Origin of the sequence: Fictibacillus tiangongensis (genome assembly GCF_048083785.1) — a bacterium.
Taxonomy (GTDB): Bacteria; Bacillota; Bacilli; order Bacillales; family Fictibacillaceae; genus Fictibacillus.
Map to the genome: position 1 here is coordinate 605,941 of NZ_CP182294.1, position 25,175 is coordinate 631,115.

19 protein-coding genes, 15 tRNA genes and 3 rRNA genes are annotated in these 25,175 nt (G+C 42.8%); 34 read left to right on the forward strand and 3 right to left on the reverse strand.

The genetic code is table 11. The features are described from left to right. Positions 1–154 precede the first annotated feature (154 nt). From ACNJYY_RS03395 to bcp, 3 genes are all read left to right on the forward strand, one after another. On the forward strand, positions 155–700 hold the full coding sequence (locus tag ACNJYY_RS03395) for an NADPH-dependent FMN reductase (protein WP_197223025.1): 546 nt from the start codon (positions 155–157) through the stop codon (positions 698–700). Between the two features lie 100 nt (positions 701–800). After that, complete coding sequence (locus ACNJYY_RS03400; RefSeq protein WP_197223026.1) at positions 801–1,217, forward strand: ion channel; 417 nt, start codon at positions 801–803, stop codon at positions 1,215–1,217. A gap of 65 nt (positions 1,218–1,282) precedes the next feature. Beyond that, the gene (gene bcp, locus ACNJYY_RS03405) at positions 1,283–1,753 is read left to right on the forward strand and encodes a thioredoxin-dependent thiol peroxidase (RefSeq protein WP_416730569.1); all 471 of its coding nucleotides are present in this window, start codon (positions 1,283–1,285) and stop codon (positions 1,751–1,753) included. Between the two features lie 47 nt (positions 1,754–1,800). Here the strand turns inward: bcp and ACNJYY_RS03410 are convergent, their stop codons facing one another. Next, entirely contained in the window at positions 1,801–1,980 is a 180-nt protein-coding gene (locus ACNJYY_RS03410; RefSeq protein ID WP_416730570.1) for an H-type small acid-soluble spore protein, read from the reverse strand. Between the two features lie 145 nt (positions 1,981–2,125). On the opposite strand from ACNJYY_RS03410, the gene ACNJYY_RS03415 reads away from it, so the two are divergent. From ACNJYY_RS03415 to perR, 4 genes are all read left to right on the forward strand, one after another. Next, on the forward strand, positions 2,126–3,235 hold the full coding sequence (locus ACNJYY_RS03415) for an aminopeptidase (RefSeq protein WP_197223029.1): 1,110 nt from the start codon (positions 2,126–2,128) through the stop codon (positions 3,233–3,235). Between the two features lie 290 nt (positions 3,236–3,525). Beyond that, positions 3,526–4,476: a D-2-hydroxyacid dehydrogenase gene (locus tag ACNJYY_RS03420; RefSeq protein ID WP_416730571.1), complete on the forward strand. Its 951-nt coding sequence runs from the start codon at positions 3,526–3,528 to the stop codon at positions 4,474–4,476. A gap of 1 nt (position 4,477) precedes the next feature. Beyond that, complete coding sequence (locus tag ACNJYY_RS03425) at positions 4,478–5,026, forward strand: cob(I)yrinic acid a,c-diamide adenosyltransferase (RefSeq protein ID WP_416730572.1); 549 nt, start codon at positions 4,478–4,480, stop codon at positions 5,024–5,026. A gap of 108 nt (positions 5,027–5,134) precedes the next feature. Further along, positions 5,135–5,566 carry a peroxide-responsive transcriptional repressor PerR gene (gene perR / locus ACNJYY_RS03430; RefSeq protein ID WP_137792276.1) on the forward strand — a complete coding sequence of 144 codons (432 nt, stop codon included), beginning with the start codon at positions 5,135–5,137 and terminating at the stop codon, positions 5,564–5,566. A 34-nt stretch (positions 5,567–5,600) separates the two neighbouring features. Here the strand turns inward: perR and ACNJYY_RS03435 are convergent, their stop codons facing one another. After that, on the reverse strand, positions 5,601–5,966 hold the full coding sequence (locus ACNJYY_RS03435) for a YgzB family protein (protein WP_066286256.1): 366 nt from the start codon (positions 5,964–5,966) through the stop codon (positions 5,601–5,603). 118 nt (positions 5,967–6,084) lie between these two features. On the opposite strand from ACNJYY_RS03435, the gene ACNJYY_RS03440 reads away from it, so the two are divergent. From ACNJYY_RS03440 to ACNJYY_RS03545, 22 genes are all read left to right on the forward strand, one after another. Then, positions 6,085–6,951 carry a nucleotidyltransferase-like protein gene (locus ACNJYY_RS03440; protein WP_416730573.1) on the forward strand — a complete coding sequence of 289 codons (867 nt, stop codon included), beginning with the start codon at positions 6,085–6,087 and terminating at the stop codon, positions 6,949–6,951. A 262-nt stretch (positions 6,952–7,213) separates the two neighbouring features. Then, positions 7,214–8,764 (forward strand): 16S ribosomal RNA (locus ACNJYY_RS03445). Between the two features lie 190 nt (positions 8,765–8,954). Next, positions 8,955–11,890 (forward strand): 23S ribosomal RNA (locus tag ACNJYY_RS03450). Between the two features lie 64 nt (positions 11,891–11,954). Next, positions 11,955–12,070, forward strand: a 5S ribosomal RNA gene (gene rrf, locus ACNJYY_RS03455). Together the 16S, 23S and 5S rRNA genes with 15 tRNA genes alongside form the textbook arrangement of a ribosomal RNA operon. A gap of 10 nt (positions 12,071–12,080) precedes the next feature. After that, positions 12,081–12,155: transfer RNA gene (locus tag ACNJYY_RS03460), tRNA-Asn, on the forward strand. A gap of 4 nt (positions 12,156–12,159) precedes the next feature. After that, positions 12,160–12,251, forward strand: a tRNA-Ser gene (locus tag ACNJYY_RS03465). A gap of 28 nt (positions 12,252–12,279) precedes the next feature. Beyond that, positions 12,280–12,354 (forward strand) — tRNA-Glu (locus tag ACNJYY_RS03470). Between the two features lie 24 nt (positions 12,355–12,378). Continuing rightward, positions 12,379–12,454, forward strand: a tRNA-Val gene (locus ACNJYY_RS03475). A gap of 27 nt (positions 12,455–12,481) precedes the next feature. Continuing rightward, positions 12,482–12,558 (forward strand) — tRNA-Met (locus ACNJYY_RS03480). Between the two features lie 17 nt (positions 12,559–12,575). Beyond that, a tRNA-Asp gene (locus ACNJYY_RS03485) sits at positions 12,576–12,651 on the forward strand. 44 nt (positions 12,652–12,695) lie between these two features. Then, positions 12,696–12,771 (forward strand) — tRNA-Phe (locus tag ACNJYY_RS03490). Positions 12,772–12,779: 8 nt separating this feature from the next. Beyond that, positions 12,780–12,855: transfer RNA gene (locus tag ACNJYY_RS03495), tRNA-Thr, on the forward strand. Positions 12,856–12,937: 82 nt separating this feature from the next. Continuing rightward, positions 12,938–13,022, forward strand: a tRNA-Tyr gene (locus tag ACNJYY_RS03500). A gap of 17 nt (positions 13,023–13,039) precedes the next feature. After that, positions 13,040–13,113 (forward strand) — tRNA-Trp (locus ACNJYY_RS03505). A 14-nt stretch (positions 13,114–13,127) separates the two neighbouring features. Next, positions 13,128–13,203: transfer RNA gene (locus ACNJYY_RS03510), tRNA-His, on the forward strand. Between the two features lie 9 nt (positions 13,204–13,212). Continuing rightward, positions 13,213–13,287, forward strand: a tRNA-Gln gene (locus ACNJYY_RS03515). Positions 13,288–13,347: 60 nt separating this feature from the next. After that, positions 13,348–13,422, forward strand: a tRNA-Gly gene (locus tag ACNJYY_RS03520). 12 nt (positions 13,423–13,434) lie between these two features. Then, positions 13,435–13,509: transfer RNA gene (locus tag ACNJYY_RS03525), tRNA-Cys, on the forward strand. 27 nt (positions 13,510–13,536) lie between these two features. Next, positions 13,537–13,621: transfer RNA gene (locus ACNJYY_RS03530), tRNA-Leu, on the forward strand. Positions 13,622–13,753: 132 nt separating this feature from the next. Beyond that, positions 13,754–15,922: an ATP-dependent helicase gene (locus ACNJYY_RS03535; protein WP_416730574.1), complete on the forward strand. Its 2,169-nt coding sequence runs from the start codon at positions 13,754–13,756 to the stop codon at positions 15,920–15,922. A 190-nt stretch (positions 15,923–16,112) separates the two neighbouring features. Further along, positions 16,113–18,569: a YhgE/Pip family protein gene (locus ACNJYY_RS03540; RefSeq protein ID WP_416730575.1), complete on the forward strand. Its 2,457-nt coding sequence runs from the start codon at positions 16,113–16,115 to the stop codon at positions 18,567–18,569. A 434-nt stretch (positions 18,570–19,003) separates the two neighbouring features. Further along, positions 19,004–19,681, forward strand: coding sequence for a hypothetical protein (locus tag ACNJYY_RS03545; protein WP_416730576.1), 678 nt, complete (start codon positions 19,004–19,006; stop codon positions 19,679–19,681). 339 nt (positions 19,682–20,020) lie between these two features. On the opposite strand, the gene ACNJYY_RS03550 is transcribed toward ACNJYY_RS03545, so the two are convergent. Beyond that, positions 20,021–20,674 (reverse strand): B3/4 domain-containing protein, encoded by a 654-nt coding sequence (locus tag ACNJYY_RS03550; RefSeq protein ID WP_416730577.1) that lies wholly within the window; start codon positions 20,672–20,674, stop codon positions 20,021–20,023. A gap of 76 nt (positions 20,675–20,750) precedes the next feature. On the opposite strand from ACNJYY_RS03550, the gene queG reads away from it, so the two are divergent. The 5 genes from queG (at position 20,751) to ACNJYY_RS03575 (ending at position 25,138) form a co-directional block, all read left to right on the forward strand. Then, positions 20,751–21,896 (forward strand): tRNA epoxyqueuosine(34) reductase QueG, encoded by a 1,146-nt coding sequence (gene queG, locus ACNJYY_RS03555; RefSeq protein WP_416730578.1) that lies wholly within the window; start codon positions 20,751–20,753, stop codon positions 21,894–21,896. 59 nt (positions 21,897–21,955) lie between these two features. Further along, positions 21,956–22,492, forward strand: a complete 537-nt coding sequence (locus ACNJYY_RS03560; RefSeq protein ID WP_197223178.1) for a methylated-DNA--[protein]-cysteine S-methyltransferase — start codon at positions 21,956–21,958, stop codon at positions 22,490–22,492. 68 nt (positions 22,493–22,560) lie between these two features. Next, a complete protein-coding gene (locus tag ACNJYY_RS03565) occupies positions 22,561–23,442 on the forward strand; it encodes an amidase domain-containing protein (RefSeq protein ID WP_144703119.1) in 882 nt (293 codons plus the stop codon). Between the two features lie 85 nt (positions 23,443–23,527). Further along, positions 23,528–24,001 carry a tRNA (uridine(34)/cytosine(34)/5-carboxymethylaminomethyluridine(34)-2'-O)-methyltransferase TrmL gene (gene trmL / locus ACNJYY_RS03570; protein ID WP_066391226.1) on the forward strand — a complete coding sequence of 158 codons (474 nt, stop codon included), beginning with the start codon at positions 23,528–23,530 and terminating at the stop codon, positions 23,999–24,001. Positions 24,002–24,616: 615 nt separating this feature from the next. Continuing rightward, positions 24,617–25,138, forward strand: coding sequence for a DUF5366 family protein (locus ACNJYY_RS03575; RefSeq protein WP_416730579.1), 522 nt, complete (start codon positions 24,617–24,619; stop codon positions 25,136–25,138). Positions 25,139–25,175 lie beyond the last annotated feature (37 nt).

Genomic DNA, 25,175 nt, shown 5'->3' on the forward strand with positions numbered 1-25,175 from the left:
CGTATAAAGGATTCCACTTCTTTTTTCGTATAAAATGATCACTCGGACTTTAGACCTGTTTTTCTTCTCGAAATTCCTTATGCTATATATAACGATAGGAATCTTGTAAAATATGAACATAGAAAATAATGCATCCAGAAATGAGGAAATACATATGAAAATCATGGTGATCGCAGGAAGTCCGACAGCAGAATCAAGAACAAGAGGAATTGCACAGTTCGCTGCTGAAACGTTGAAACAGATGAACGTTGAAGTGTTGTATTTTGATGTAGGAATCGATAAATTGCCTCTATTTACAGGAGATGCTACGACAGCTCAGAATGAGGCGGTAAAAAAATTAGCTGAGTATGCTGAAAAAGCTGATGGATTTTTTGTAACGAGCCCAGAGTATCACAGTGGAATAAGCGGAGCGTTGAAAAATGCACTTGATTTCTTAGGAGGAAAGCATTTTAAGAACAAACCGTCAGCGATTGCTGTTGCTGCAGGAGGCGGGAAAGGCGGAATGAACGCATTGACTAATCTTCGCACCGTGCTCCGCGGTGTGTACAGCTTAGTGCTGCCTGATCAATTTGTTGCCGATCCGGTTAATTTTGATGAAGGTAACGTACTCGTTGATGAATTGGCACAAACGCGTGTACGTGAATTAACACTTCAGTTAAAAGAGTTAACAGAAGCGATTTCAGTAAACCAAGCTAAATAAAAAGTAAGAAGACAGCCTGTGAAAAGCAGGCTGTCTTTTTTAATCATAAGGCTGTCCTATTCAATCTTTCTTTTTCATAAGATAAAGAGAGGTGGACAGAATGGAAAATGCCATATTAATAATCTTACTCATAACAACTGCTGGTCTCATCATCCGTAGTATATGGATGCTCTTTAAACATCCTGGAATTAAAGAACATCTCATGCCAGCGAGTCATCTGCTGATCTTGTTCATCGTGTACGGAACGATTATTTCAGGATTTGGACTCATCTATGCCCTTATCTCTTTAATGGGCTATCCCGTCATAAAACTAGAATTGAATCAGAGTGACTTTTTCTCTTTTATAGAAGCATGCATCTATTTTAGCAGTACGACGATTTTGTCAGTAGGTTATGGAGACATCGTACCTGTTGGAGCGGGAAGGTGGATTGCTGCGCTTCAAGCATTAATCGGGTACTTGCTGCCGATTGCTTTCGTATTATCTTCAGTCGTTCACCACAACAAGATGGCAAAATAGTTGTTTGAAACCGAATATATAGGCTACCCTTAAAGAAGAGAAAATTTTAAGGAGGTCTCAATGCTATGACGATAAAAACAGGAAGTAAAGCACCAGACTTTAAATTGCCAGCAAGTAATGGAGAAGAAGTTGCATTAACAGATTTTAAAGGGAAAAATGTGGTCTTATACTTTTATCCAAAAGATATGACGCCAGGATGTACAACGCAAGCATGTGATTTTAGAGATCGTCATGAAGATTTTAAGAAACAGAATACTGTTATTCTAGGGGTGAGTCCTGATCCATTAGCTCGACATGACAAATTTATTGAGAAACATGGTCTGCCGTTCATCCTTTTAGCGGATGAGGAGCATAAAGTTGCTGAGCTTTACGATGTTTGGAAACTGAAAAAGAATTTCGGCAAAGAATACATGGGTATCGAACGTTCTACGTTTATTATCGATGGAGAAGGAAACATCGCGAAAGAATATCGAAAAGTTAAAGTGAAGGATCATGTTGAAGAAGCGCTCAAATTTATAGAAGAAAACTTAGTATAGAAAAAAGCCTCGAAGAAATCGGGGCTTTTTTACTTGTTGATAAAAAATCAGCTTTCCTGAAGTTCTGTAACAGGAATGTCCATCTCATGATCGGGTTGTTCTCTTGTGTAAGCTCTTGCGGTTTGATTGTTTTCATCAACAGATTGTAGCCATACAGGAGTTCCGTTATGAAGCACTTTAATTTCTTTTTCAGACTCAATGATCTGTTGAGCACGTGATACGTTCATGAATTCATTCACCTCCACGCCAACTAGTATGCAGCAGAGACTGATAGACTATGCTTTTCGTTCTTAATAAATAGGCATGATGGCTCATGCGTGATAAAATGAAATAGTGTGAATTTTATAACATATAATTTCGGGGGTATACATAATGAGAGATGAACGTTTAACGATGTTGGCTAGAACATTGCTGACGCATTCACTAAAGGTTGAAAAAGGACAAAAAGTACTTATTACTTCATTCTTAGCAGGGAAGCCACTTGTAAAAGAGCTCGTTCAGGAAACTTATAAATTAGGAGCATTTCCTTACGTTCAACTTGCAGATGAAGAGATTTCACGTGCGTTAATGATGGGTTCTACGAGAGAACATTCTGAGGCACAATTGAAATGGGATCTTGCACGCATTGAAGATATCGATGCATATATCTCTATTCAATGTAAAAACAATGATGCAGAGTTCTCCGAAGTTCCAAGTGAGATCTTCCAGATGAAAGCTGAGATCAATAAACCTGTTCAAAACATGATCATAAACGACCGCCAATGGGTATTATTAAACTACCCAACTACAGGTCTCGCACAAATGGCAAAAATGAGCTTAGAAAAGTTCACTGATTTTGTGCTTGATGTATGTAACGTTGATTATAAAGCAATGGCTGAAGCGCAAAAGCCACTTCATGCCTTGATGGAAAGAACAGATAAGGTTCGCATCACAGCTCCTGGAACTGATTTAACATTCTCGATCAAAGGAATCCCAGCTGTAATGTGTGCAGGTGAAAATAACATTCCTGACGGAGAAGTATTTACGGCACCAGTAAAAGACAGTGTGAATGGAACTATTACTTATAACACACCTTGTCCTTACCACGGTACAACGTTTAACAACGTAAAACTTACATTCAAAGACGGAAAAATCGTTGAAGCTACTTCAGACAACACCGAGAAATTAAACGAGATCTTTAATACAGATGAAGGTGCACGTTATGTTGGGGAATTTGCGATCGGGGTAAATCCTCTTATCCAACATCCAATGGGAGATATCTTATTTGATGAAAAGATAGGCGGCAGCATCCATTTCACACCTGGAAGAGCCTATCAAGATGCATATAACGGAAACGAATCCGGCATTCACTGGGATATGGTATTGATCCAGCGTCCAGAGTACGGAGGCGGGGAAATCTACTTTGATGATGTATTGATCAGAAAAGACGGTTTGTTCGTACTGCCAGAACTTCAAGGGTTGAATCCTGAGAACCTAAAATAAATGCTCTTCCCAAAGTATTATTGCTTTTGGAGGTATTTCGTTTTCTTCATTGCTTGTTGATTGTAGTGGAAGGTGCGGGACTCCTGCGGGACAAGCGGTCAGGTGAGATCCTTAAGGACGCAAAGCGGCAAGGAGCTCACCGCCTGCCCCGGAAAGCGAAGCACCTGGAGCGGAAATCAACTCCCTTAAAAAGCTTTCTAATACTAAACAATCTAAACAAAACAGCAACAACTAAAAAAGCGGGGAGCACGTTCCCGCTTTTTCTATTCCACGAAAAGAAGGTGTTTCTTATGATTCTTTCAAGTGCACGATTGCGAGATGAGATAAAGGACGAGATAAAGAACAAATTCCCGGAAGAAGAATTTCACTTTTATAATAATATGAAAGAAGCTAAGGCGTATCTTAATCAAGCAGAAGTCCTAGTATCCTATGGAGAAGATCTGACTAATGAGCTGGTTGAAGAAGCCAAAGCTTTAAAATGGATCATGGTCATTTCAGCAGGCCTTGATAAAATGCCTTTTGAAGCTTTAGAAAAACAAGATGTTCTAATCACGAATGCAAGAGGCATACACAAAACGCCTATGGCTGAATATACGATCTCTATGATGCTGCAGGTGTCACGGAAAGCAACCTTATTATTAGAAAACCAAAAACAACATACGTGGGATCGAAAAGTTCCGATGACTGAGATCTCTGGAAATACACTTGGAATATTAGGAACAGGAGCCATTGGATGCGAGATAGCAAGACTTGCGAAAGCTTTTAATATGAAAACCATTGGATTTAACAGAAGCGGGCATCCCGCTGAAAACTGTGATGCAATCGTGGACAAAGAAGGAATCTCCACTCTTTATGAAGAAAGTGATTTTATCGTGAATGTTCTCCCATCAACACCACAAACTTTTCATTTCGTTGGAAAGAATGCCTTTTCTATAATGAAGCAGAACGCAGTATTCATTAATATAGGAAGAGGGAAAACGGTAGACGAAAAAGAGTTGATCACAGCATTGCAAGCCGAGAAGATCGGCCACGCAGTTCTAGATGTGTTTGAAAAAGAGCCTTTAAAAGAAGAAAGCCCGTTATGGGATATGCAGAACGTAACGGTTACGCCGCATCTTTCAGGGATTTCACCTCAATATCAAGATAGAGCGATTAAAATCTTTTGTGATAATCTAACTTTATACCGAAATGATAAGCGTGAAGAGATGATCAATATCATTCCATATGACCGGGGGTATTAATATGAAAATATACACAAAGACTGGAGATAAAGGAACAACATCCTTAATTTTTGGTGAACGCGTTGCTAAAAATGATGTGCGCGTAGACGCGTATGGTACGTGTGATGAAGCGAATAGTATGATCGGCTTTGGCGTGAGTTTGCTGCCGAGGGAAGAATGGGCAGAAGAAGTCACAACAGTTATGCAAAAAGTACAGACTGTTCTTTTTCATGTTGGAGCTGAGCTAGCGACTCCAGCAGGTAAAGAAGTAGCGTGGAAATTAAAAGAAGAAGATATCTCATTTCTTGAAGAAACGATTGATCAATGGCAAGCGGGACTGAAACCTTTAAAGCAGTTCGTTCTTCCCGGAGGGTCTCCATCTGCAAGCGCATTACATACGGCACGAACGATTGCAAGGCGAGCAGAACGTATTGCAGTAGAAATTGAAGGAGTGAATCCGCTAGTATTGTCTTATCTTAACAGGCTTTCTGATTTCCTCTTTGTTGCTGCACGTTACGTTAACGAACAAATGAAAGTCACAGAGCCAGTTCTCCACGAAGATCATTCATAATAGAATTCTGCATACATACACTTCAATTGACAAAACCTGTAGAAAGGCAGTAGACTAATTATAACGATTATAAAGTAAGAATTCTTCAAGGAAATGGGGTGCATGACGATGTCAAGCGCTAAAATAAATGCGGCAATCGACAACTTAAAATCAGTAGGTGTACGGATTACGCCTCAGCGTCATGCTATCTTAGAGCATCTTATCCAATCAATGTCCCATCCGACTGCTGATGAGATCTACAAAGCGCTGGAGGGAAAATTTCCAAATATGAGTGTAGCAACAGTCTACAATAACCTTAGAGTATTTAAAGAAGCGGGTCTTGTAAAAGAACTCACTTATGGGGATTCATCAAGCCGATTTGATTGTGTGACGACAGATCATTATCATATCATCTGTGACTCATGCGGGAAGATTGTGGATTTTCATTATCCAGGTCTAGATGAAGTTGAGAGTCTAGCCGAATCTGTAACAGGCTTTGATGTAGGACGACACCGTATGGAAATTTACGGAGTATGCCCGGATTGCAAAAGAAAACATTAAAAAAAAGCTGACTTTCCACTACGGTAAGTCAGCTTTATCTATTCTCTTTGCGCATCTGGCGTTTAGAGTTGTACTTTTCATCAAATTCTTCGCCCTCAAGACCTTTATCCATCGTAAGTGGCTGGTTACACGACATACATGCATCTACACGACCGAGTACTTTTGTTACTTTTCCGCAGTTTGGGCAAACAACCTGTACTGCCTGCGTAGAAATCATACCGATCCAGAAGTAAACACCAGCACTGGCGATCGTTGCGATAAACCCAATCACCATAAAAATAGACATAACGACAAAACTTGTCTTGAAAAACAGGCCTGCATACATGATGATAATACCTATAAACACAAGGCTAAGAGCGAACGTACGTATTTTATTGATTTTGCTCGTATACTTTATCATACCTGTCCCTCCTCCGTTCATTAGTATAACATATGAACTCTTAGGAAAAGAAAAAGGATTTCCTTATTTGGTGTTGAAAGTAACAAACAGGATTTTGTTAAAATGGGAGATGACCTTCATGGAAGATATTTTACGTCCACTGTATCAGGAGAGAGCAAGCAACGAAAACACATTAGGGGTGCTTTTTGTTGAGAAAAATAAACCATTCAGCCCTGGCACTGATCACTTTGATTCAATACTTCTTATTATAGTAAAAGAATCCGATCAGCCTTTGATGATCAAACACTACGAGTTTGAATCAACTTCAGCTGCGCTTCACATTGTGACAGAACAACTGCTTAACTCTTGGTTGATGCTTGGAACGAACAGAAGAGCGGTTGATTGGGTAATGAACGGGAAAGTTCTATTTAATCGCAATGAGTACATAACAAGATTAAGAGACCGACTTCATGAGTTTCCGGCTGAAGAGAGAACACATAAGATTGGTCTTGAGTTTGCAAAACTGCTTCGCCGTTATAACGACGGAAAAGAACTCTTTCACTCCGGCCATTATTTAGATGCATTCAACAACATCATGCACGCTCTTCACCATCTTGCGCGTTTATCTGTTATTGAGCATGGATACTATCCAGAAGTTACAGTTTGGAACCAGGTGAAGATGATTCAGCCTGAAATCTTTAAGTTGTATGAAGAGCTTGTAACAGGAGAAGAGACGATTGATAAAAGAATCGAACTTCTATTACTAGCATCAGAGTTCTCCCTATCTTCTAAAACTAAATTAGGTGCGCATCATCTGTTGGGTATTATCAAACAAAAAGATGAGTGGGCTTATCATGAGTTAATGGAACATGATGAGGTACAAGACTACGCGATCGATCTTCCTATGATTCTTACACACCTAAAAGATAAGGGTTATATAAAGGCAATCAAGCGTGTAACCAAGAGCAAAAACCTGTATCATCGTTACTACTCAATAAAAGAATAAAGTTTTTTCTAAAAAGGTGTTGACCTGTTTATCTATATCGTGCTATATTATTTCTTGTCGCTGCGACACACAGAAACATTGTTGCAGACGGGAAACACGATAAAAAAACTGGTTGACATCTTGTTTTTAAGATGATATCCTAATAAAGTCGCCAAAACGAGCGACACACGAAACACACAGTTCTTTGAAAACTGAACAAAAGAAATAGGTAAGGAATTAAGAATTAATTCCGTCAGTTTTAAAATCGAGCAAGACAAACACTTTTATGGAGAGTTTGATCCTGGCTCAGGATGAACGCTGGCGGCGTGCCTAATACATGCAAGTCGAGCGAATGATGAGGAGCTTGCTCCTCTGATTTAGCGGCGGACGGGTGAGTAACACGTGGGTAATCTGCCTGTAAGACGGGGATAACTCCGGGAAACCGGGGCTAATACCGGATAATAAGAGAAGAAGCATTTCTTCTTTTTGAAAGTCGGCCTCTCGCTGACACTTACAGATGAGCCCGCGGCGCATTAGCTAGTTGGTGAGGTAACGGCTCACCAAGGCGACGATGCGTAGCCGACCTGAGAGGGTGATCGGCCACACTGGGACTGAGACACGGCCCAGACTCCTACGGGAGGCAGCAGTAGGGAATCTTCGGCAATGGGCGAAAGCCTGACCGAGCAACGCCGCGTGAGCGATGAAGGCCTTCGGGTCGTAAAGCTCTGTTGTTAGAGAAGAACAAGTACGAGAGTAACTGCTCGTACCTTGACGGTACCTAACCAGAAAGCCACGGCTAACTACGTGCCAGCAGCCGCGGTAATACGTAGGTGGCAAGCGTTATCCGGAATTATTGGGCGTAAAGCGCGCGCAGGCGGTCTCTTAAGTCTGATGTGAAAGCCCACGGCTCAACCGTGGAGGGTCATTGGAAACTGGGAGACTTGAGTGCAGGAGAGAAAAGTGGAATTCCACGTGTAGCGGTGAAATGCGTAGAGATGTGGAGGAACACCAGTGGCGAAGGCGGCTTTTTGGCCTGTAACTGACGCTGAGGCGCGAAAGCGTGGGGAGCAAACAGGATTAGATACCCTGGTAGTCCACGCCGTAAACGATGAGTGCTAGGTGTTGGGGGGTTCCACCCTCAGTGCTGAAGTTAACACATTAAGCACTCCGCCTGGGGAGTACGACCGCAAGGTTGAAACTCAAAGGAATTGACGGGGGCCCGCACAAGCAGTGGAGCATGTGGTTTAATTCGAAGCAACGCGAAGAACCTTACCAGGTCTTGACATCCTTTGACCACTCTAGAGATAGAGCTTTCCCCTTCGGGGGACAAAGTGACAGGTGGTGCATGGTTGTCGTCAGCTCGTGTCGTGAGATGTTGGGTTAAGTCCCGCAACGAGCGCAACCCTTGACCTTAGTTGCCAGCATTCAGTTGGGCACTCTAAGGTGACTGCCGGTGACAAACCGGAGGAAGGTGGGGACGACGTCAAATCATCATGCCCCTTATGACCTGGGCTACACACGTGCTACAATGGATGATACAAAGGGTTGCGAAGCCGCGAGGCCAAGCCAATCCCAAAAAGTCATTCTCAGTTCGGATTGTAGGCTGCAACTCGCCTACATGAAGCCGGAATTGCTAGTAATCGCGGATCAGCATGCCGCGGTGAATACGTTCCCGGGCCTTGTACACACCGCCCGTCACACCACGAGAGTTTGTAACACCCGAAGTCGGTGGGGTAACCCTTTTGGGAGCCAGCCGCCGAAGGTGGGACAGATGATTGGGGTGAAGTCGTAACAAGGTAGCCGTATCGGAAGGTGCGGCTGGATCACCTCCTTTCTATGGAGATTATGAAACACTTCGAGTGTTTCGTAAGTACACCTATTCTTCTTTTGTTCAGTTTTGAGAGAACTAACTCTCAAAACATGTTCTTTGAAAACTAGATATCGACATCCAAACAATATGCAAGGCAGATAGATTTATCTAATCTGCGCCAAGCAAGAATCTTTGATGTGTAAACATCATATAAGGTTAAGCTAGAAAGGGCGCACGGTGGATGCCTTGGCACTAGGAGCCGAAGAAGGACGGGACGAACACCGATATGCCTCGGGGAGCTGTAAGTAAGCATTGATCCGGGGATTTCCGAATGGGGGAACCCACCATCCGTAATGGGATGGTATCCATATCTGAATACATAGGGTATGAGAAGGCAGACCCGGGGAACTGAAACATCTAAGTACCCGGAGGAAGAGAAAGCAAATGCGATTTCCTGAGTAGCGGCGAGCGAAACGGAATCAGCCCAAACCAGAGAGCTTGCTCTCTGGGGTTGTAGGACACTCTATACGGAGTTACAAAGGAACGAAGTAGGTGAAGTGGTCTGGAAAGGCCAGCCGAAGAAGGTAACAGCCCTGTAGCTGAAACTTCGTTCCCTCCTGAGTGGATCCTGAGTACGGCGGGACACGTGAAACCCCGTCGGAATCCGGGAGGACCATCTCCCAAGGCTAAATACTCCCTAGTGACCGATAGTGAACCAGTACCGTGAGGGAAAGGTGAAAAGCACCCCGGAAGGGGAGTGAAACAGATCCTGAAACCGTGTGCCTACAAGTAGTCGGAGCCCATTAACGGGTGACGGCGTGCCTTTTGTAGAATGAACCGGCGAGTTACGATCCCGTGCAAGGTTAAGTTGATAAGACGGAGCCGCAGCGAAAGCGAGTCTGAATAGGGCGACATAGTACGTGGTCGTAGACCCGAAACCGTGTGATCTACCCATGTCCAGGGTGAAGTTCAGGTAACACTGAATGGAGGCCCGAACCCACGCACGTTGAAAAGTGCGGGGATGAGGTGTGGGTAGGGGTGAAATGCCAATCGAACACGGAGATAGCTGGTTCTCCCCGAAATAGCTTTAGGGCTAGCCTCGCGGCAAGATTCCTGGAGGTAGAGCACTGATTGGACTAGGGGCCCCCACAGGGTTACCGAATTCAGTCAAACTCCGAATGCCAGAGAATTATCCGCGGGAGTCAGACTGCGAGTGATAAGATCCGTAGTCAAAAGGGAAACAGCCCAGACCATCAGCTAAGGTCCCAAAGTATACGTTAAGTGGCAAAGGATGTGGAGTTGCCCAGACAACCAGGATGTTGGCTTAGAAGCAGCCACCATTTAAAGAGTGCGTAATAGCTCACTGGTCGAGTGACTCTGCGCCGAAAATGTAACGGGGCTAAACGTATCACCGAAGCTATGGCTTGTACCGTATGGTACAGGGGTAGGGGAGCGTTCGAAGTGCAGCGAAGTCAGACCGGAAGGACTGGTGGAGCGCTTTGAAGTGAGAATGCCGGTATGAGTAGCGAAAGACAAGTGAGAATCTTGTCCATCGAAAGCCTAAGGTTTCCTGAGGAAGGCTCGTCCGCTCAGGGTTAGTCGGGGCCTAAGCCGAGGCTGAAAAGCGTAGGCGATGGATAACAGGTTGATATTCCTGTACCACCTCCTTTCCGTTTGAACAATGGGGGGACGCAGTAAGGTAGGGTGAGCGCACTGATGGAATAGTGCGTCTAAGCAGTTAGGCTGTTGGGTAGGCAAATCCGCCCAACGTGAAGGCTGAGCTGTGATGGCGAGGGAAATTTCAGTACCGAAGTCCCTGATCCTACACTGCCAAGAAAAGCCTCTAGTGAGGAAAGAGGTGCCCGTACCGCAAACCGACACAGGTAGGCGAGGAGAGAATCCTAAGATGATCGGGAGAACTCTCGTTAAGGAACTCGGCAAAATGACCCCGTAACTTCGGGAGAAGGGGTGCTCTGATAGGGTTTATCGCCCGAGAGAGCCGCAGTGAATAGATCCAAGCGACTGTTTAGCAAAAACACAGGTCTCTGCGAAACCGCAAGGTGAAGTATAGGGGCTGACACCTGCCCGGTGCTGGAAGGTTAAGAGGAGGGGTTATCCTTACGGAGAAGCTCTGAATTGAAGCCCCAGTAAACGGCGGCCGTAACTATAACGGTCCTAAGGTAGCGAAATTCCTTGTCGGGTAAGTTCCGACCCGCACGAAAGGTGTAACGACTTGGATACTGTCTCAACGAGAGACCCGGTGAAATTATAGTACCTGTGAAGATGCAGGTTACCCGCGACAGGACGGAAAGACCCCATGGAGCTTTACTGCAACTTGATATTGGATTTTGGTACAGCTTGTACAGGATAGGTAGGAGCCTGAGAAGCCGGAGCGCCAGCTTCGGTGGAGGCGTCGGTGGGATACTACCCTGGCTGTATTGAAATTCTAACCTTGGACCGTAATCCGGTTCGGAGACAGTGTCAGGTGGGCAGTTTGACTGGGGCGGTCGCCTCCTAAACAGTAACGGAGGCGCCCAAAGGTTCCCTCAGAATGGTTGGAAATCATTCGCAGAGTGTAAAGGCACAAGGGAGCTTGACTGCGAGACCTACAAGTCGAGCAGGGACGAAAGTCGGGCTTAGTGATCCGGTGGTTCCGCATGGAAGGGCCATCGCTCAACGGATAAAAGCTACCCTGGGGATAACAGGCTTATCTCCCCCAAGAGTCCACATCGACGGGGAGGTTTGGCACCTCGATGTCGGCTCATCGCATCCTGGGGCTGAAGTAGGTCCCAAGGGTTGGGCTGTTCGCCCATTAAAGCGGTACGCGAGCTGGGTTCAGAACGTCGTGAGACAGTTCGGTCCCTATCCGTCGCGGGCGCAGGAAATTTGAGAGGAGCTGTCCTTAGTACGAGAGGACCGGGATGGACACACCGCTGGTGTACCAGTTGTTCCGCCAGGGGCATAGCTGGGTAGCTACGTGTGGACGGGATAAGTGCTGAAAGCATCTAAGCATGAAGCCCCCCTCAAGATGAGATTTCCCATCACGCAAGTGAGTAAGACCCCTTAGAGATGATGAGGTTGATAGGTCTGGTGTGGAAGCGTGGTGACACGTGGAGCTGACAGATACTAATCGGTCGAGGGCTTATCCTTAAAATGCATAACGTTTGGAAACGTCGTATCTAGTTTTGAGAGAACATCTCTCAATATAATTTGGTTCAGTGATGATGGCAAAGAGGTCACACCCGTTCCCATACCGAACACGGAAGTTAAGCTCTTTAGCGCCGATGGTAGTTGGGGGTTTCCCCCTGTTAGAGTAGGACGTCGCTGAGCCAATACATATTCCACAGTAGCTCAGTGGTAGAGCTATCGGCTGTTAACCGATCGGTCGTAGGTTCGAGTCCTACCTGTGGAGCCATATTGGAGAGCTGTCCGAGAGGTCGAAGGAGCACGATTGGAAATCGTGTATACGGTCAACCCCGTATCAAGGGTTCGAATCCCTTGCTCTCCGCCAGATACATACTCTCTAAGCTCAAAAATCTGGCCCGTTGGTCAAGCGGTTAAGACACCGCCCTTTCACGGCGGTAACACGGGTTCGAATCCCGTACGGGTCACCACTTATACATAACGATTTTTAATATGGAGGATTAGCTCAGCTGGGAGAGCACCTGCCTTACAAGCAGGGGGTCGGCGGTTCGAACCCGTCATCCTCCACCATAAACTTTTATAACATATTTATATCATCGCGGGGTGGAGCAGTCTGGTAGCTCGTCGGGCTCATAACCCGAAGGTCGCAGGTTCAAATCCTGTCCCCGCAACCAATTTTATTTCATGTAATGGACTCGTGGTGTAGTGGTTAACATGCCTGCCTGTCACGCAGGAGATCGCCGGTTCGACCCCGGTCGGGTCCGCCATTTTTTATTTAAACGGTGGCTTTACAACACCAAGATTTTTTCTTGGCTCGATAGCTCAGTCGGTAGAGCAGAGGACTGAAAATCCTCGTGTCGGCGGTTCGATTCCGTCTCGAGCCACCATTTTTTTTGCCGGTTTAGCTCAATTGGTAGAGCAACTGACTTGTAATCAGTAGGTTGGGGGTTCAAGTCCTCTAGCCGGCACCAGTTTTTTCATCCTGAATTGGAACAAAAAACTTATTGAAAAACAGGGTGATTATGTTTTATAATAAAACCTGTCTTCATTCGTGGAGGGGTAGCGAAGTGGCTAAACGCGGCGGACTGTAAATCCGCTCCCTCCGGGTTCGGCGGTTCGAATCCGTCCCCCTCCACCATCTTTTATTCCTTATATAGGGGCATAGTTTAAAGGTAGAACGAAGGTCTCCAAAACCTTTGGTGTGGGTTCGATTCCTACTGCCCCTGCCAATTTTAATACTGTGGCGGTCGTGGCGAAGTGGTTAACGCATCGGATTGTGGTTCCGACATTCGGGGGTTCGATTCCCCTCGTCCGCCCCATTTGAATTTTGGGCTATAGCCAAGCGGTAAGGCATCGCACTTTGACTGCGACATGCGTTGGTTCGAATCCAGCTAGCCCAGCCATTTTTATTTTTATAACATAAGATGATTTTAACAAACATATTATAAGTTAATTAAATGTTTGCGGAAGTAGTTCAGTGGTAGAATACAACCTTGCCAAGGTTGGGGTCGCGGGTTCGAATCCCGTCTTCCGCTCCATTTTTGTTTTCTGGCGGCATAGCCAAGTGGTAAGGCACGGGTCTGCAAAACCCTTATCCCCCGGTTCGAATCCGGGTGCCGCCTCCATAAATTCCAATTCAAAAAGATTCAAATGCCGGTGTGGCGGAATTGGCAGACGCGCACGACTCAAAATCGTGTTCCTTCTGGAGTGTCGGTTCGACCCCGACCACCGGTACCATTTTACTTAACTTAACATTTAAACTTAAAACTTCTCACCTTTGTGGGGAGTTTTTTTATTTGCTTTGAACTTTATACTTATTCATATCAGGTTACGAAAGGGTACTGACTCATGGGAGATTTCTTCACTAAAATGAAAAATGATCTAGGCATCACTTTAAATGATGTTCAAAAGAAAGCAGTTGTGAAGACAGAAGGGCCGCTTCTATTACTAGCTTCACCTGGTTCTGGGAAAACGACCACAATCATTCTAAGAATCGGTTACTTGATAATGGAAAAAGGGATTCATCCGTCTCGGATAAAGGCTGTTACCTTTAGTAAGGCGTCAGCTAATGATATGAAAGAGCGTTTCACGAGATTTTATCCTGAACTTCCTGTCGTGGATTTTTCGACCATTCATAGCTTTGCTTTTGAAGTAGTCAGGAATCATTATAGAAAATTGGGAATCCCTTTTACAATTATAGAAGGTGATCACGATTTAGATGAAAAAGCAGGATCGGCAGGGAACTTTCAATACAACAAAAAACTTATGCTGAGGCATTTATTTAAGTCTGTTGTTGGGGAAAACATAACTGAGGATCAAATGGAGGAGCTCGCCACTTATATTAGTTACATTAAAAATAAGATGATACCTATCGAACGTTGGTCTGCAGTTTCTTGTGACGTTCCACAGGCTGAAGAAATATTTAAACAATATGAGGAACTCAAACGTTCTGATTCGCATCATGTATTGTTAGATTTTGATGATATGCTCACGATCGGAAATGATGTATTAGAAAAGGATGCACAGGTGTTACGTCATTATCAAAACAGATACGATTACTTTTTAACAGATGAAAGTCAAGATACATCGCTAGTGCAGCATTCCATTATAGAAAAAATGGTATCTACTCATAGAAATTTATGTGTTGTGGCTGATGATGACCAATCGATCTATAGCTGGAGAGGTGCTGAGCCTTCCTATTTACTTAAATTTAAGGAAAAGTACAGTGATGCTTCTATTATGTTTATGGAGCAGAACTATCGCTCATCTGAGGATATTGTTAACGTTGCTAATTCGTTTATTAAAAGAAATAAAAACAGATATGAAAAAAATATGTTCACTCAAAATCCTTCGCATCAACCAATTGACGTGAAACATCTCGTGAATTTTAAGGAACAATCAAAGTACTTGGTTCATGAATTAAATGACACCGTTCATCTAAAAGAAATTGCGATCTTATATCGCAATAATTCGTCATCCATTGGTTTGATGAATGATTTTGATCGTGCTGGAATTCCTTTTTATATGAAAGATGCTGATAATCGTTTCTTTTCACATTGGGTAGTTCAAGATATATTGAATTTTATGCGCATGGCCTTTACCGATAAGAGGCCAGACATCCTAGAAAAAATTCATTTGAAATTCAACGGGTATATTACAAAGCAACAGATGCAAGCTTTAAAACAATTGAACAATAATGATTCTGTGTTTGATAATCTGCTGAAACATGTAAAATTACAGGAGTATCAAGTTAAACTTCTAAAGACAAGTAAAGAGACGTTCAAAGAAATGAAAGATATGAAGCCTCTTCAAGCCATACGGGTGATCAGAGATAGTTTAGGATACGATAAGGCCATAGAAAAGATCAGTAAGAGCCTTGGTTTTCGAATGGATTATTTAGTGGGCATCTTAAACACACTAGAAGAAATAGCAACAGATCTTAAAAGACTTGAGGAGTTTGCAAAACGATTAAAGCATCTTGAAGTTGTTTTGAAGACAGCAAAAAAGAAGAAGGGGCATGAAGCCATAACACTTTCTACCTTTCATAGTGCCAAAGGGCTCGAATTTGAGAGGGTATATATGATTGATGTAGTGGATGGAATCATACCATCTAAAGATGATCGTACTGATCATTCATTGTTAGAAGAAGCAGCTCGTTTATTTTATGTAGGGATGACGCGTGCCAAGAGACAATTAACCCTAGTGACGTATCCTTATCGAGATGGGAAAAAAGTCGAGGAATCTGTGTTTGTTTCGGATGTCAAAAATATATTAGATCCGACAAGAATGATGAAATCTGAACCAGCAGTAAACAAGAATGTAAAGAAGATAAATGGAGTTCCTTACAATCCGAATAGCATCAAAAAGGAAGAAGAACTACATGTTGGTCTAGCTGTTACTCATCGTGTGTTTGGAACAGGAGAAATTATTGAGATCAGCGGAGAATTTATTACTTTAAAATTTCAATCAAAGGAAAAGAAATTATCAGTCAGCGCCTGTTTAGAGATGGGACTATTGGAGCCTTTGGTAAAAGCGTGATTCACAATTCGAAACCCAATCCTATATTATAACAGGACTTACTACCTTATTATTATTTAATATTTTACAATTTTCTGATAAATAAGAAGGATTTATTCCCTACTCTTCCGAATAATACATTCTAGTAGAAGTGAATACCTATTCATTTTTACAGAATGTATTTATTTTTGGGGAGAACGGGGGTAAAGGGATGAACGCTTTTCGTTTGTTTATGGCAGAGATGGCGAAGTTGGCAGGTAAAAAGGGTCTGCTGATCTCAGTCATTACCGCGTTGCTCGTACCGGTCGTCTATGGTGGTATACTTCTATCACCAAAATGGGGACCGTATGACAACTTATCAAACTTGCCTGTTGCGGTAGTCAACAAGGACAAGGGTGCATTATCGGACGATGAACCGATCAATGTAGGAAAGGATCTGGTCGCAGACTTAAAGAAAGGAAAAGATCTCGGTTGGGAATTTGTAAGTGCTGAGGAGGCCAAAGAAGGCCTCGATAGTCTGAAATATTACATGGTTATCGAGATTCCGGTGGATTTCTCACAAAGGGTAACAACCGTTTTAAGTGATAATCCAGAGAAACTTCAACTTACGTATATTCAAAATGAAGGATTAAACTTCATGGCAGCTCAAGTGACAAGAAGTGCGACCGAAAAGCTAAGAGAAAAACTAGGAGATAAGATTACTGAGAAGTATGCGAACAATATGTTTGCCAGCCTCGGTGATGTATCTGAAGGATTTCAATCAGCTGCAGATGGATCTGCAAAATTAAATACGGGGATGACAGATCTTCGTGATGGAACAAACACACTTTTGCAATCGCTTACAAATAAAGCGGCTGACATTTCAAAGCTGGCGAGTGGGGCAAAAGAACTTCAAAATGGTGTCGGACAAATGGCAAGCTCTCTTTCAGCAAAACAACCGGATATTAGTAAACTGGCAAACGGTTCATCGCAACTAAGTGCTGGTACGAAGGAATTGCTTTCGTCCCTTCAATCTAAGTCGGGTGATATTTCGAAGCTCGCTGCAGGTTCAGCTGCAGCGAATGAAGGAACTGGACTTTTATTACAAAATTTAAAAGATAAACAATCAGGAGTTAAAGATTTAGCGGCAGGTGCGAGACAACTTGGAGACAGCATACCGCAACTAAAAGCAGGAACAACGGGAATCTTAACAGGACTAAAAGGTGTTCAAAGTGCGATAAAGAATGAAATCGCTCCTGGAACACAGCAGATCTCTCAAGGCGTTGCTCAAGTGGCAGATGAGTCTGCAAACCTAGGTAAGGGGCTGCAAGTGTTATCAAGTGACCTAAAGGCATACTTAGAGCAACACCCTGAACTATCCAAGGATCCTGCTTTTATGAAGATTTATGGTACGAGCCAAGCTATCACGACAGCTGCAACTGATCCTGCAAAAGCACAAAAGCTCCAGGCACTAAGTCAAGGAGCTGCAAAAATCGCGGGAGCTTTTACCGCAAATGCTGAGCCTAATCCAAAGTCTGTCGCTGATGGGGTAAACCAGCTTGTAGCTGGCCAAACGTCAGTGGATAACGGTGTTGCTACATTAAGCCAAAAGGTACCTTTGCTTCAACAAGGGACCGCGTCTATTGAGAGTGGCTGGAACACGATGGTAGGTAAGGTAGGAGAGCTGCATGCAGGAACATCTCAGATTGCTGCAGGAAACCAATCGGTCAATACGGGTTGGACATCTCTTACGAATGGAGCATCACAGCTTAATGATGGGGCAACTCAAGTATCGGCGGGTAACTCTTCAGTCGAAAAAGGCTGGCGTGAACTCACTTCAGGAGCGACAAAGATCAATGCTGGTATGTCGCAAGTTAGTGATGGAAACGCAACAGTTGAAAAAGGCTGGGGCGACTTAACGGAAGGTGTTACAAAATTAAATGACGGTGCAGGAAAACTAAATGACGGAAGTAACGAGTTATCATCAGGTCTAAAAGATGGCGCAGAAAAAACAGGAGCGATTAAAGCGGCCAATGATAAGAATCTAAGCATGTTTTCTTCCCCTGTTGAGTTGAAGAGTGAAACGGTAAATAAATATCCACTCTATCGTGATTCAACAGCTCCTTATGTTCTTTCACTAGCGTTGTTTGTCGGAATCTTAATCATGTCGATGTTCATCAACTTTAAGAAGCCAGAAGGAATTTCAGCTTTCTCTTGGTTCGGTGCTAAATTTATGAACCTAGGGACACTTGCTGTTGTGCAGGCATTACTTCTGTCAACGGTCGTTTTACTTGTCTTAAATGTGAAGACTGGAAACCCACTTGGCTTTATAGCTTTTGCGGTTTTTGTAAGTTTAGTATTCACAGGAATTGTCTTATTGTTTGCATCGTTAGGAAACATCGGACGATTCATCGCGTTCGCTCTAGTGATCTTACAACTTTCAACAACAGGTGCTAACTTGCCGATCGATATGCTGCCAGAGAATTTGCGTGCGCTGAGTGAATTCTTGCCGTTCACGTATTCAATAGCAGGGTTTAAAGCATTGATTTCTTTAGATAGCACAAGTTCTGCTTTTTCAAATATGGGTGTATTGTTCATCTATTTATTAAGTTTCAGCTTATTGTCAATCGCCGTCTATCTGTTTGCAAAACCAAAAAGCGAACCGAAGAATCTAGATTTAGCTGGCTGATAATAATCTCATAGTGTAATTAAAAAGTTCCCGGTACACTTATGCCGGGAACTTTTTTTGAATCTTCTTCTTGTACACTGAATATGTAGGTGTAAAGGAGGTTATTTCTCTGATGTATAGGGACCGGCGTGCCACAGTCTGTCTGATTTTAATTACTGTCTCCTTCGTTTCGATCCTCTTCATTTCTGCTGATATTTTTCACTATATGCACATGATTAATGGGCTGATGATTAGGCTGTTTCAATCTTTTGGACTGTTATTGGTCATGATCATTCTTTTTATATTTTCTATCCTTGTATTATTTCGATATTTATAGATAGGATAATATGCCCCTTTTTAAGGGGTTTTTATTTTGGTGGAAAAAGCATATTGTTTTTTCAGGAAAATAAAATAGTTCAAAAGACGTACATATACCATCATAAGGGGGAGTTTTTATGAAGTGGGAGTTATCGATGTTTAAGAAAAAGTGGATTTACTTAAGCTTAATCGCGCTAGTATTAGTGGCGATTAGCGCTTTATCGGCACATGCAATAGGTTACAACAAAGCTTCAGTACTTCTTAAAGATAAAAAGGTTGTGGCAGAGGAAATTGATGGTGAGATTAACGAATGGAAGAAAGAGTTAGAAAGTATAGAAGAAAACGTTGAAGCGATGGAGGAAGAGGAAAGCAGTAAACAAGCTGAATTGGATGGGCTTCAAATACAGGTTGATGAAGCTTCGGAAATGATCAACCAAAAAGATGCGATTCAAAAAGAACTGGATGAGTTGGGCGTTCAAGTAAAAGGAAAGAAGGATGAATTAAAAAAACTTAGCGGAGAGATCGCCAATAAACAAAATGAGCTAGATACTTTAAATAAAGGTATTCTTGTTAAGAAAAAAGAGCCGCGAACACTAGTAGCCGGCGTATTTATAGCGGGTAAAGATATTGCTCCAGGAAGATATAAGGTAGAGCCTGTGAACGGATTTGGAAATTACTTTGTGAACGGAGGCAGTAAAGTCAATATCATATTAGGAAGAGGTGATGACCTTTTCCTTCCTGAATACGTATTTGAATTGGATGAAGGTGACGAGATTGAAGCAACATTGTCCGTAAAATATACGTTAGTAGAATAAAGTATGAAGGTTGATAGCTAAATTTGAAAAAATGTTTTGAGAACTTGTCATAAATGTCCTACATGCTGCTTATATATAGAACAAGTTAGTTGTAGGTTTTAATGCAGGGCTTCGTTGATCCAATGAAGCCCTGCATTTTTTTGTATTTTGATGATGCGAGCAAGGAATACGGCGAGTTTGAGGAATAATACGGCGAGATTCAATGATAATACGGCGAGTTTCTCCATTAATTCGGCGAGTTTTCATCGTATATCGGCGAGTCGACAAATTCCAACACGAATGGACTGTATCCAACAGCTCCAAAGATAACAACTAGAGCCGTTCACTGTAAAAACTCCGTTATAGAATGCTGATCTCAGCACTCCCACCATTCACTTGAGTAAACATCTTAGCCATAGATTCTAACAGCTCATGAGCCTCATTCATATCCATAGATGGCTGCAGATACACGATATGCAGTGCATTCTTAACACTCTCATCCACCATTGTGCGCTTAGAGTCAACGATTGGGCTGCCAAAGGCACCAACATCGTCTCTAGACAGTAATTTGCCTTCCATATTCATCTCACGTCCGTTTAATCCTTCATATATATCTTCAGCGCTACCAAGATCAATCTCAACATCACCTTCAATCTTATCTAGGTTGTAAAGACCGATCGGAATTGCAAATCGAATAGAGAAGAAGTTGTTTACATCGACGCCAGAATTGATAGGAGGTAAGTCCTTGCCGCTTAACACCCGTCGCAACAATGCTTCTGAAGCGGGACGATAGCGGGAAGGATCCATTCCAAGAGACTTGAACACTTTTCGATATTCTGCAACACCAGGGTAATCGGCCGCATTTTTTTCTTCAAGTCGCATGGATTCTGTAAATAGCTGGAACCTGCCTTTAATCATTTGCGGTGATTCGCTAATCGCGATATCATGGTATGTAATTGTGCCTATTTTAAAGTTTGGGACAAGTTCGTTTAGTTTAGGATTAATTGTGATCATTATGTAACCCCGTTTCTTATTTAAGTAATTGTAGTTTATCATAATTGTGGAAAATAAATGTAAAGGAGGGATATGCGTGACAAGTGCCCAGTTGAAGGAAGAGATCGTTGCATATAGTAAAGAAATCGGAATCGACAAAATTGGTTTTGCACATGCTGATGTATTTGCCGAGCTCAAAGAACGTCTCCGATTACAACAAGACCTTAACTATCAATCAGGATTCGAAGAAAGTGATATAGAAAAGCGTACAGAGCCCGACCGGCTTCTGTCCGGTGCTTCCAGTATCATTTCGATCGCTCTTGCATATCCCTCCAAGATGAAAGATGCTCCAAGAAGTGTTCGAGGAGAGCGCAGAGGAATTTTTTGCAGAGCATCATGGGGTAAAGACTACCACCATATATTAAGAGAAAAGCTGTCATTACTGGAAGCTTTTATTATAGAAAAAGTTCCAGGTGCCGCTGTGAAATCAATGGTAGATACAGGTGAACTATCGGATCGGGCTGTTGCTGAAAGAGCCGGGATCGGATGGAGTGCCAAGAACTGTGCGATCATGTCACCTGAGTTTGGTTCTTATATGTATCTCGGAGAAATGATTACAAACATTGCGTTTCCTGCAGACACACCAATGGAAGATCAGTGCGGTTCGTGCAACAAATGTGTCGATGCATGTCCGACTAATGCTCTTGTACAAGGAGGACAGCTTGATTCGTCAAAGTGTATCGCCTTTTTAACGCAAACGAAAGGATTTCTGCCTGATCAATATAGAGATAAGCTCGGTAACCGTTTATATGGGTGTGATACGTGTCAGACCGTATGCCCTGAAAATAAGGGGAAAGATTTTCATCATCATATGGAAATGGAGCCTGATCCAGAGATTGTGAAGCCTCTTTTAAAGCCGTTGTTGTCTATAAGCAATAGAGAGTTTAAAGAAAAATTCGGATACATTTCAGGCAGTTGGAGAGGAAAGAAACCTATTCAACGAAATGCGATTATCGCTTTAGCTCATTTTAAAGATGAAACAGCCATTCCAGATTTATTAACGTTACTCCATCATGACCCACGCCCCGTAATAAGAGGGACTGCGGCATGGGCCATTGGTAAGATTGGCGGAGAAAATGCGGAATTAGAACTATTAACTGCAAAAGAGAGTGAAAAAGACGATTTGGTCACGCTAGAGATTGAAAAGGGACTGAAAATGGTTCGAAATCAAGAAATTTCGTAATCGCATATGTTTGGAGTGTCCGATATAGTAAGGTCAAGTAATGAAAAGAAGGGATAATTATGTGTCAGATTAAAACGTTACTCTATTACGAAGAAATGGAAAGCGTAATCGGACCGTTAACAATCATTGCAACGGAGAACGGAATCTGCCGTCTCGATTTTGGTTCAATGGAGGATAACCTTCCAACTTTACGTTCATGGATGGCGAAACATTTTATTAAGGGAGAGCTTATACACTCTCCAGAACGATTGGACGATGCCGTTCAACAACTACACGCTTATTTTGCAGGGAACCTGCATGAATTTAGTGTGATCTATGATTTATTTGGTACCGCTTTTCAAAAAAAGGTATGGAACCAGCTTACGAGTATTCCTTATGGCGTAACTTGTTCATATAAGGAAGTGGCTCAAGGCATTGGTGCACCAAAGGCTGTTCGAGCTGTAGGCAGTGCGAACAACCAAAATCCCGTACCTGTTTTCATTCCATGTCACCGAGTGATTGGAAGTAATGGAGCACTTGTAGGCTATGGCGGGGGATTAGATAAAAAAGAAATATTGTTATCGATCGAACAGAATAGCTGCAAGAAGACATCCTAGAGAGCCCTTAAAGGGTTCTTTTTTTTGATATCCCACTCATATGTTAGTAGAAGCAGGAGGGATGTCTGATGTGGATGGAAACACTTAAAGCTTATATCCAAAACCAATCTCAATGGATGATACATGCAGATGCAGACGGAAGAGGTTACTTTCTACGAGAAGAACAAGAGAGCTTCATTCGAAAAAAACAAATGTATACAGATAGAAATGCGTTTATCGTGAACAATCAAACGAACGGAAGCGTCTTACGGACGACTGAGTCTGAGGATAAAGTTCAGGTAGATTATCTGGTCCATTACAGCTTCTTGATCAAACACGGATTTGATTTCTATGTAGAAGAGATCTCTCAAGAGCGACGAGCAACGTTTCAAGATGGTGATATGAAGAGCGATGAACCTGTGAATGTGGAAGGAAACTATAGAGAGCTTCCGAAGATCGAGCGGGAGAACGAATCGATCGCACCGACGAAAGGCGGTTATGATCGGCTTGCTGCTGTACGCTATGCAGAGAGATGGTGGAATACGTTTAATCCTGCCTATAAATCTTTTGAGAATGATTGCACGAATTATATTTCTCAAAGTCTACATGCAGGCGGTATTCCGATGACTTCTCAATCGATTAAGTCGAAAGGGTGGTGGATGCGAAATAATTCTTGGAGCTATAGCTGGTCAGTAGCCAATGCGATGAGGTGGTATTTGAGCGGCTCAAAATCGACGCTTCAGGCTCAAGAAAAATCAGCAGCGCATCTGCTTTTGCCGGGAGACGTGATCTGTTATGACTTTGATGGAGATGGCCATTATCAGCATACGACGATTGTGGTCGCAAAGGATCCTTCGGGAGAACCACTCGTAAATGCCCATACAACAAACAGTAGAATGAGATATTGGGGCTATGAAGATTCAACGGCGTACACGAAGCGCATTCAATATAAATTTTTTCATATTCTTTAAGAAGAAGCTTGCCTTCAGAGAGTGATATTCCAAAAAAAGTGCTATAATAAGTACTTGTTGGAATATTGTTTTTGAGGTGAGCTTTTTGGCTATACATGTTGTTTTATTCGAACCGTTAATTCCTGCGAACACAGGAAACATCGCACGAACTTGTGCCGGAACAGGTGCACATCTGCATCTTATTCATCCACTTGGATTCTCATTAGAAGACAAATACTTAAAGCGTGCTGGCCTTGATTATTGGGAGCATGTAAAATTGTCTCATCATGATTCGTTGGATGCTTTTTATAATGAATACCCAGACGGGGAGTTTTACTATATCACCAAATTCGGTGAACAGACGTACTCCAATTTTGATTACTCTGATTCAGAGAAAGATGTTTTCTTTGTTTTTGGAAAAGAAACGAAGGGACTTCCGCGTGAAGTGATCGATGCAAACATGGAGAGATGCCTGCGTATTCCGATGAATGAACACATTCGTTCATTGAACCTATCGAATACGGCTGCGATCTTAATCTATGAAGCATTGCGTCAACAAAGTTTTGGAGAGTTGAAATAAGCTGTTTTCGTACTGTAAGTGGTTGATTTCCGTTACAGGTGCTCGCTTTCCGCGGGGCAGGCGGCGAGCCACATTCGTACGTTTCACGTATAAGTGTCTCACCTTTCTAGTTGCAGTGGCTAGCCCCTCGAGGTCAAAAGCTAAATGATCCAGAAGGCAAAGTGCGCCTTCCTTGCTCATTCACCTTTTGCTTGTCGGGGCTGAACAAGCCACTTCCACTTTTCGCACTGCCGGCCGGTCCCACAGGAGTCTCCCACCTTACACTCCAATCAACTTGTCAATGATGAACAAACACAATATCTTTGAGAGCATAAAAAAACGTCCTGATTGAAAGGACGTTTTTACTTCCATATGTATATGGATTAGTTTTTTCCAGGACGATCGTTATAGCCTGCTGTAAAGATGGCAGTCAGGAAGGCGAGCATCACGAGTAGGATGAGGATAAAATCCATTTGAACTCCTCCTTTGAAAGTAGTATTATTCTTTCCAGTATCTTTTCTCATTATAAATGAAAACGGTTTTCATGGGAATGTATTTCTGCTGAAATTTAACAATTCGAGGGGATTCGTGCAAGCATAAATGAAGAAAAACGTATATATGACAGGGTATCTTCCCTTGTTTTCTATAATTCTGTTCAGTTCGGGGTTTGCCATTTATTTTGAAAGACTCTTAATCAAGAAGCTTACCTACTTTGGTGTGTATCAAGGGATGCAAGAATTATTTGAAGATCATGTAATTCATTTATCGATCGGCTTTTGTTTGTTTCTGCTGTTCTTTATGATGTTTGCAGCTCTTAAGCTACTGTCTGACACGCTAACGCACCTTGGCCTGTTTTTTTTCTCAAAAGATACAGAGGGAAATCTCCTTCAGCAAGGAAAAGGCGGGAGCTGGTACTTTTTTATAGGCGGTATGCTTGCGATCGCGCTGAACCATTCCGTGCTGCTGATAGGTATTGTCTTTATTGTTGCATCTCTTTTTTATTTTTTTCAATTCTTATTGCGGATCAGCTACAGTTTATCAACCATAGGGATCATGGGAATGGTATTTCTGCACTTATTCTTTTGGTCAGGTTTCGGTCTGCTTGTGGTCTATACAGTGATGCGTTTGTATAATGCGTTTTTGGCAGCTATTACGTAGGAAGTTGGGTAAGAGTTGTCGAATATTGTAATCTCGC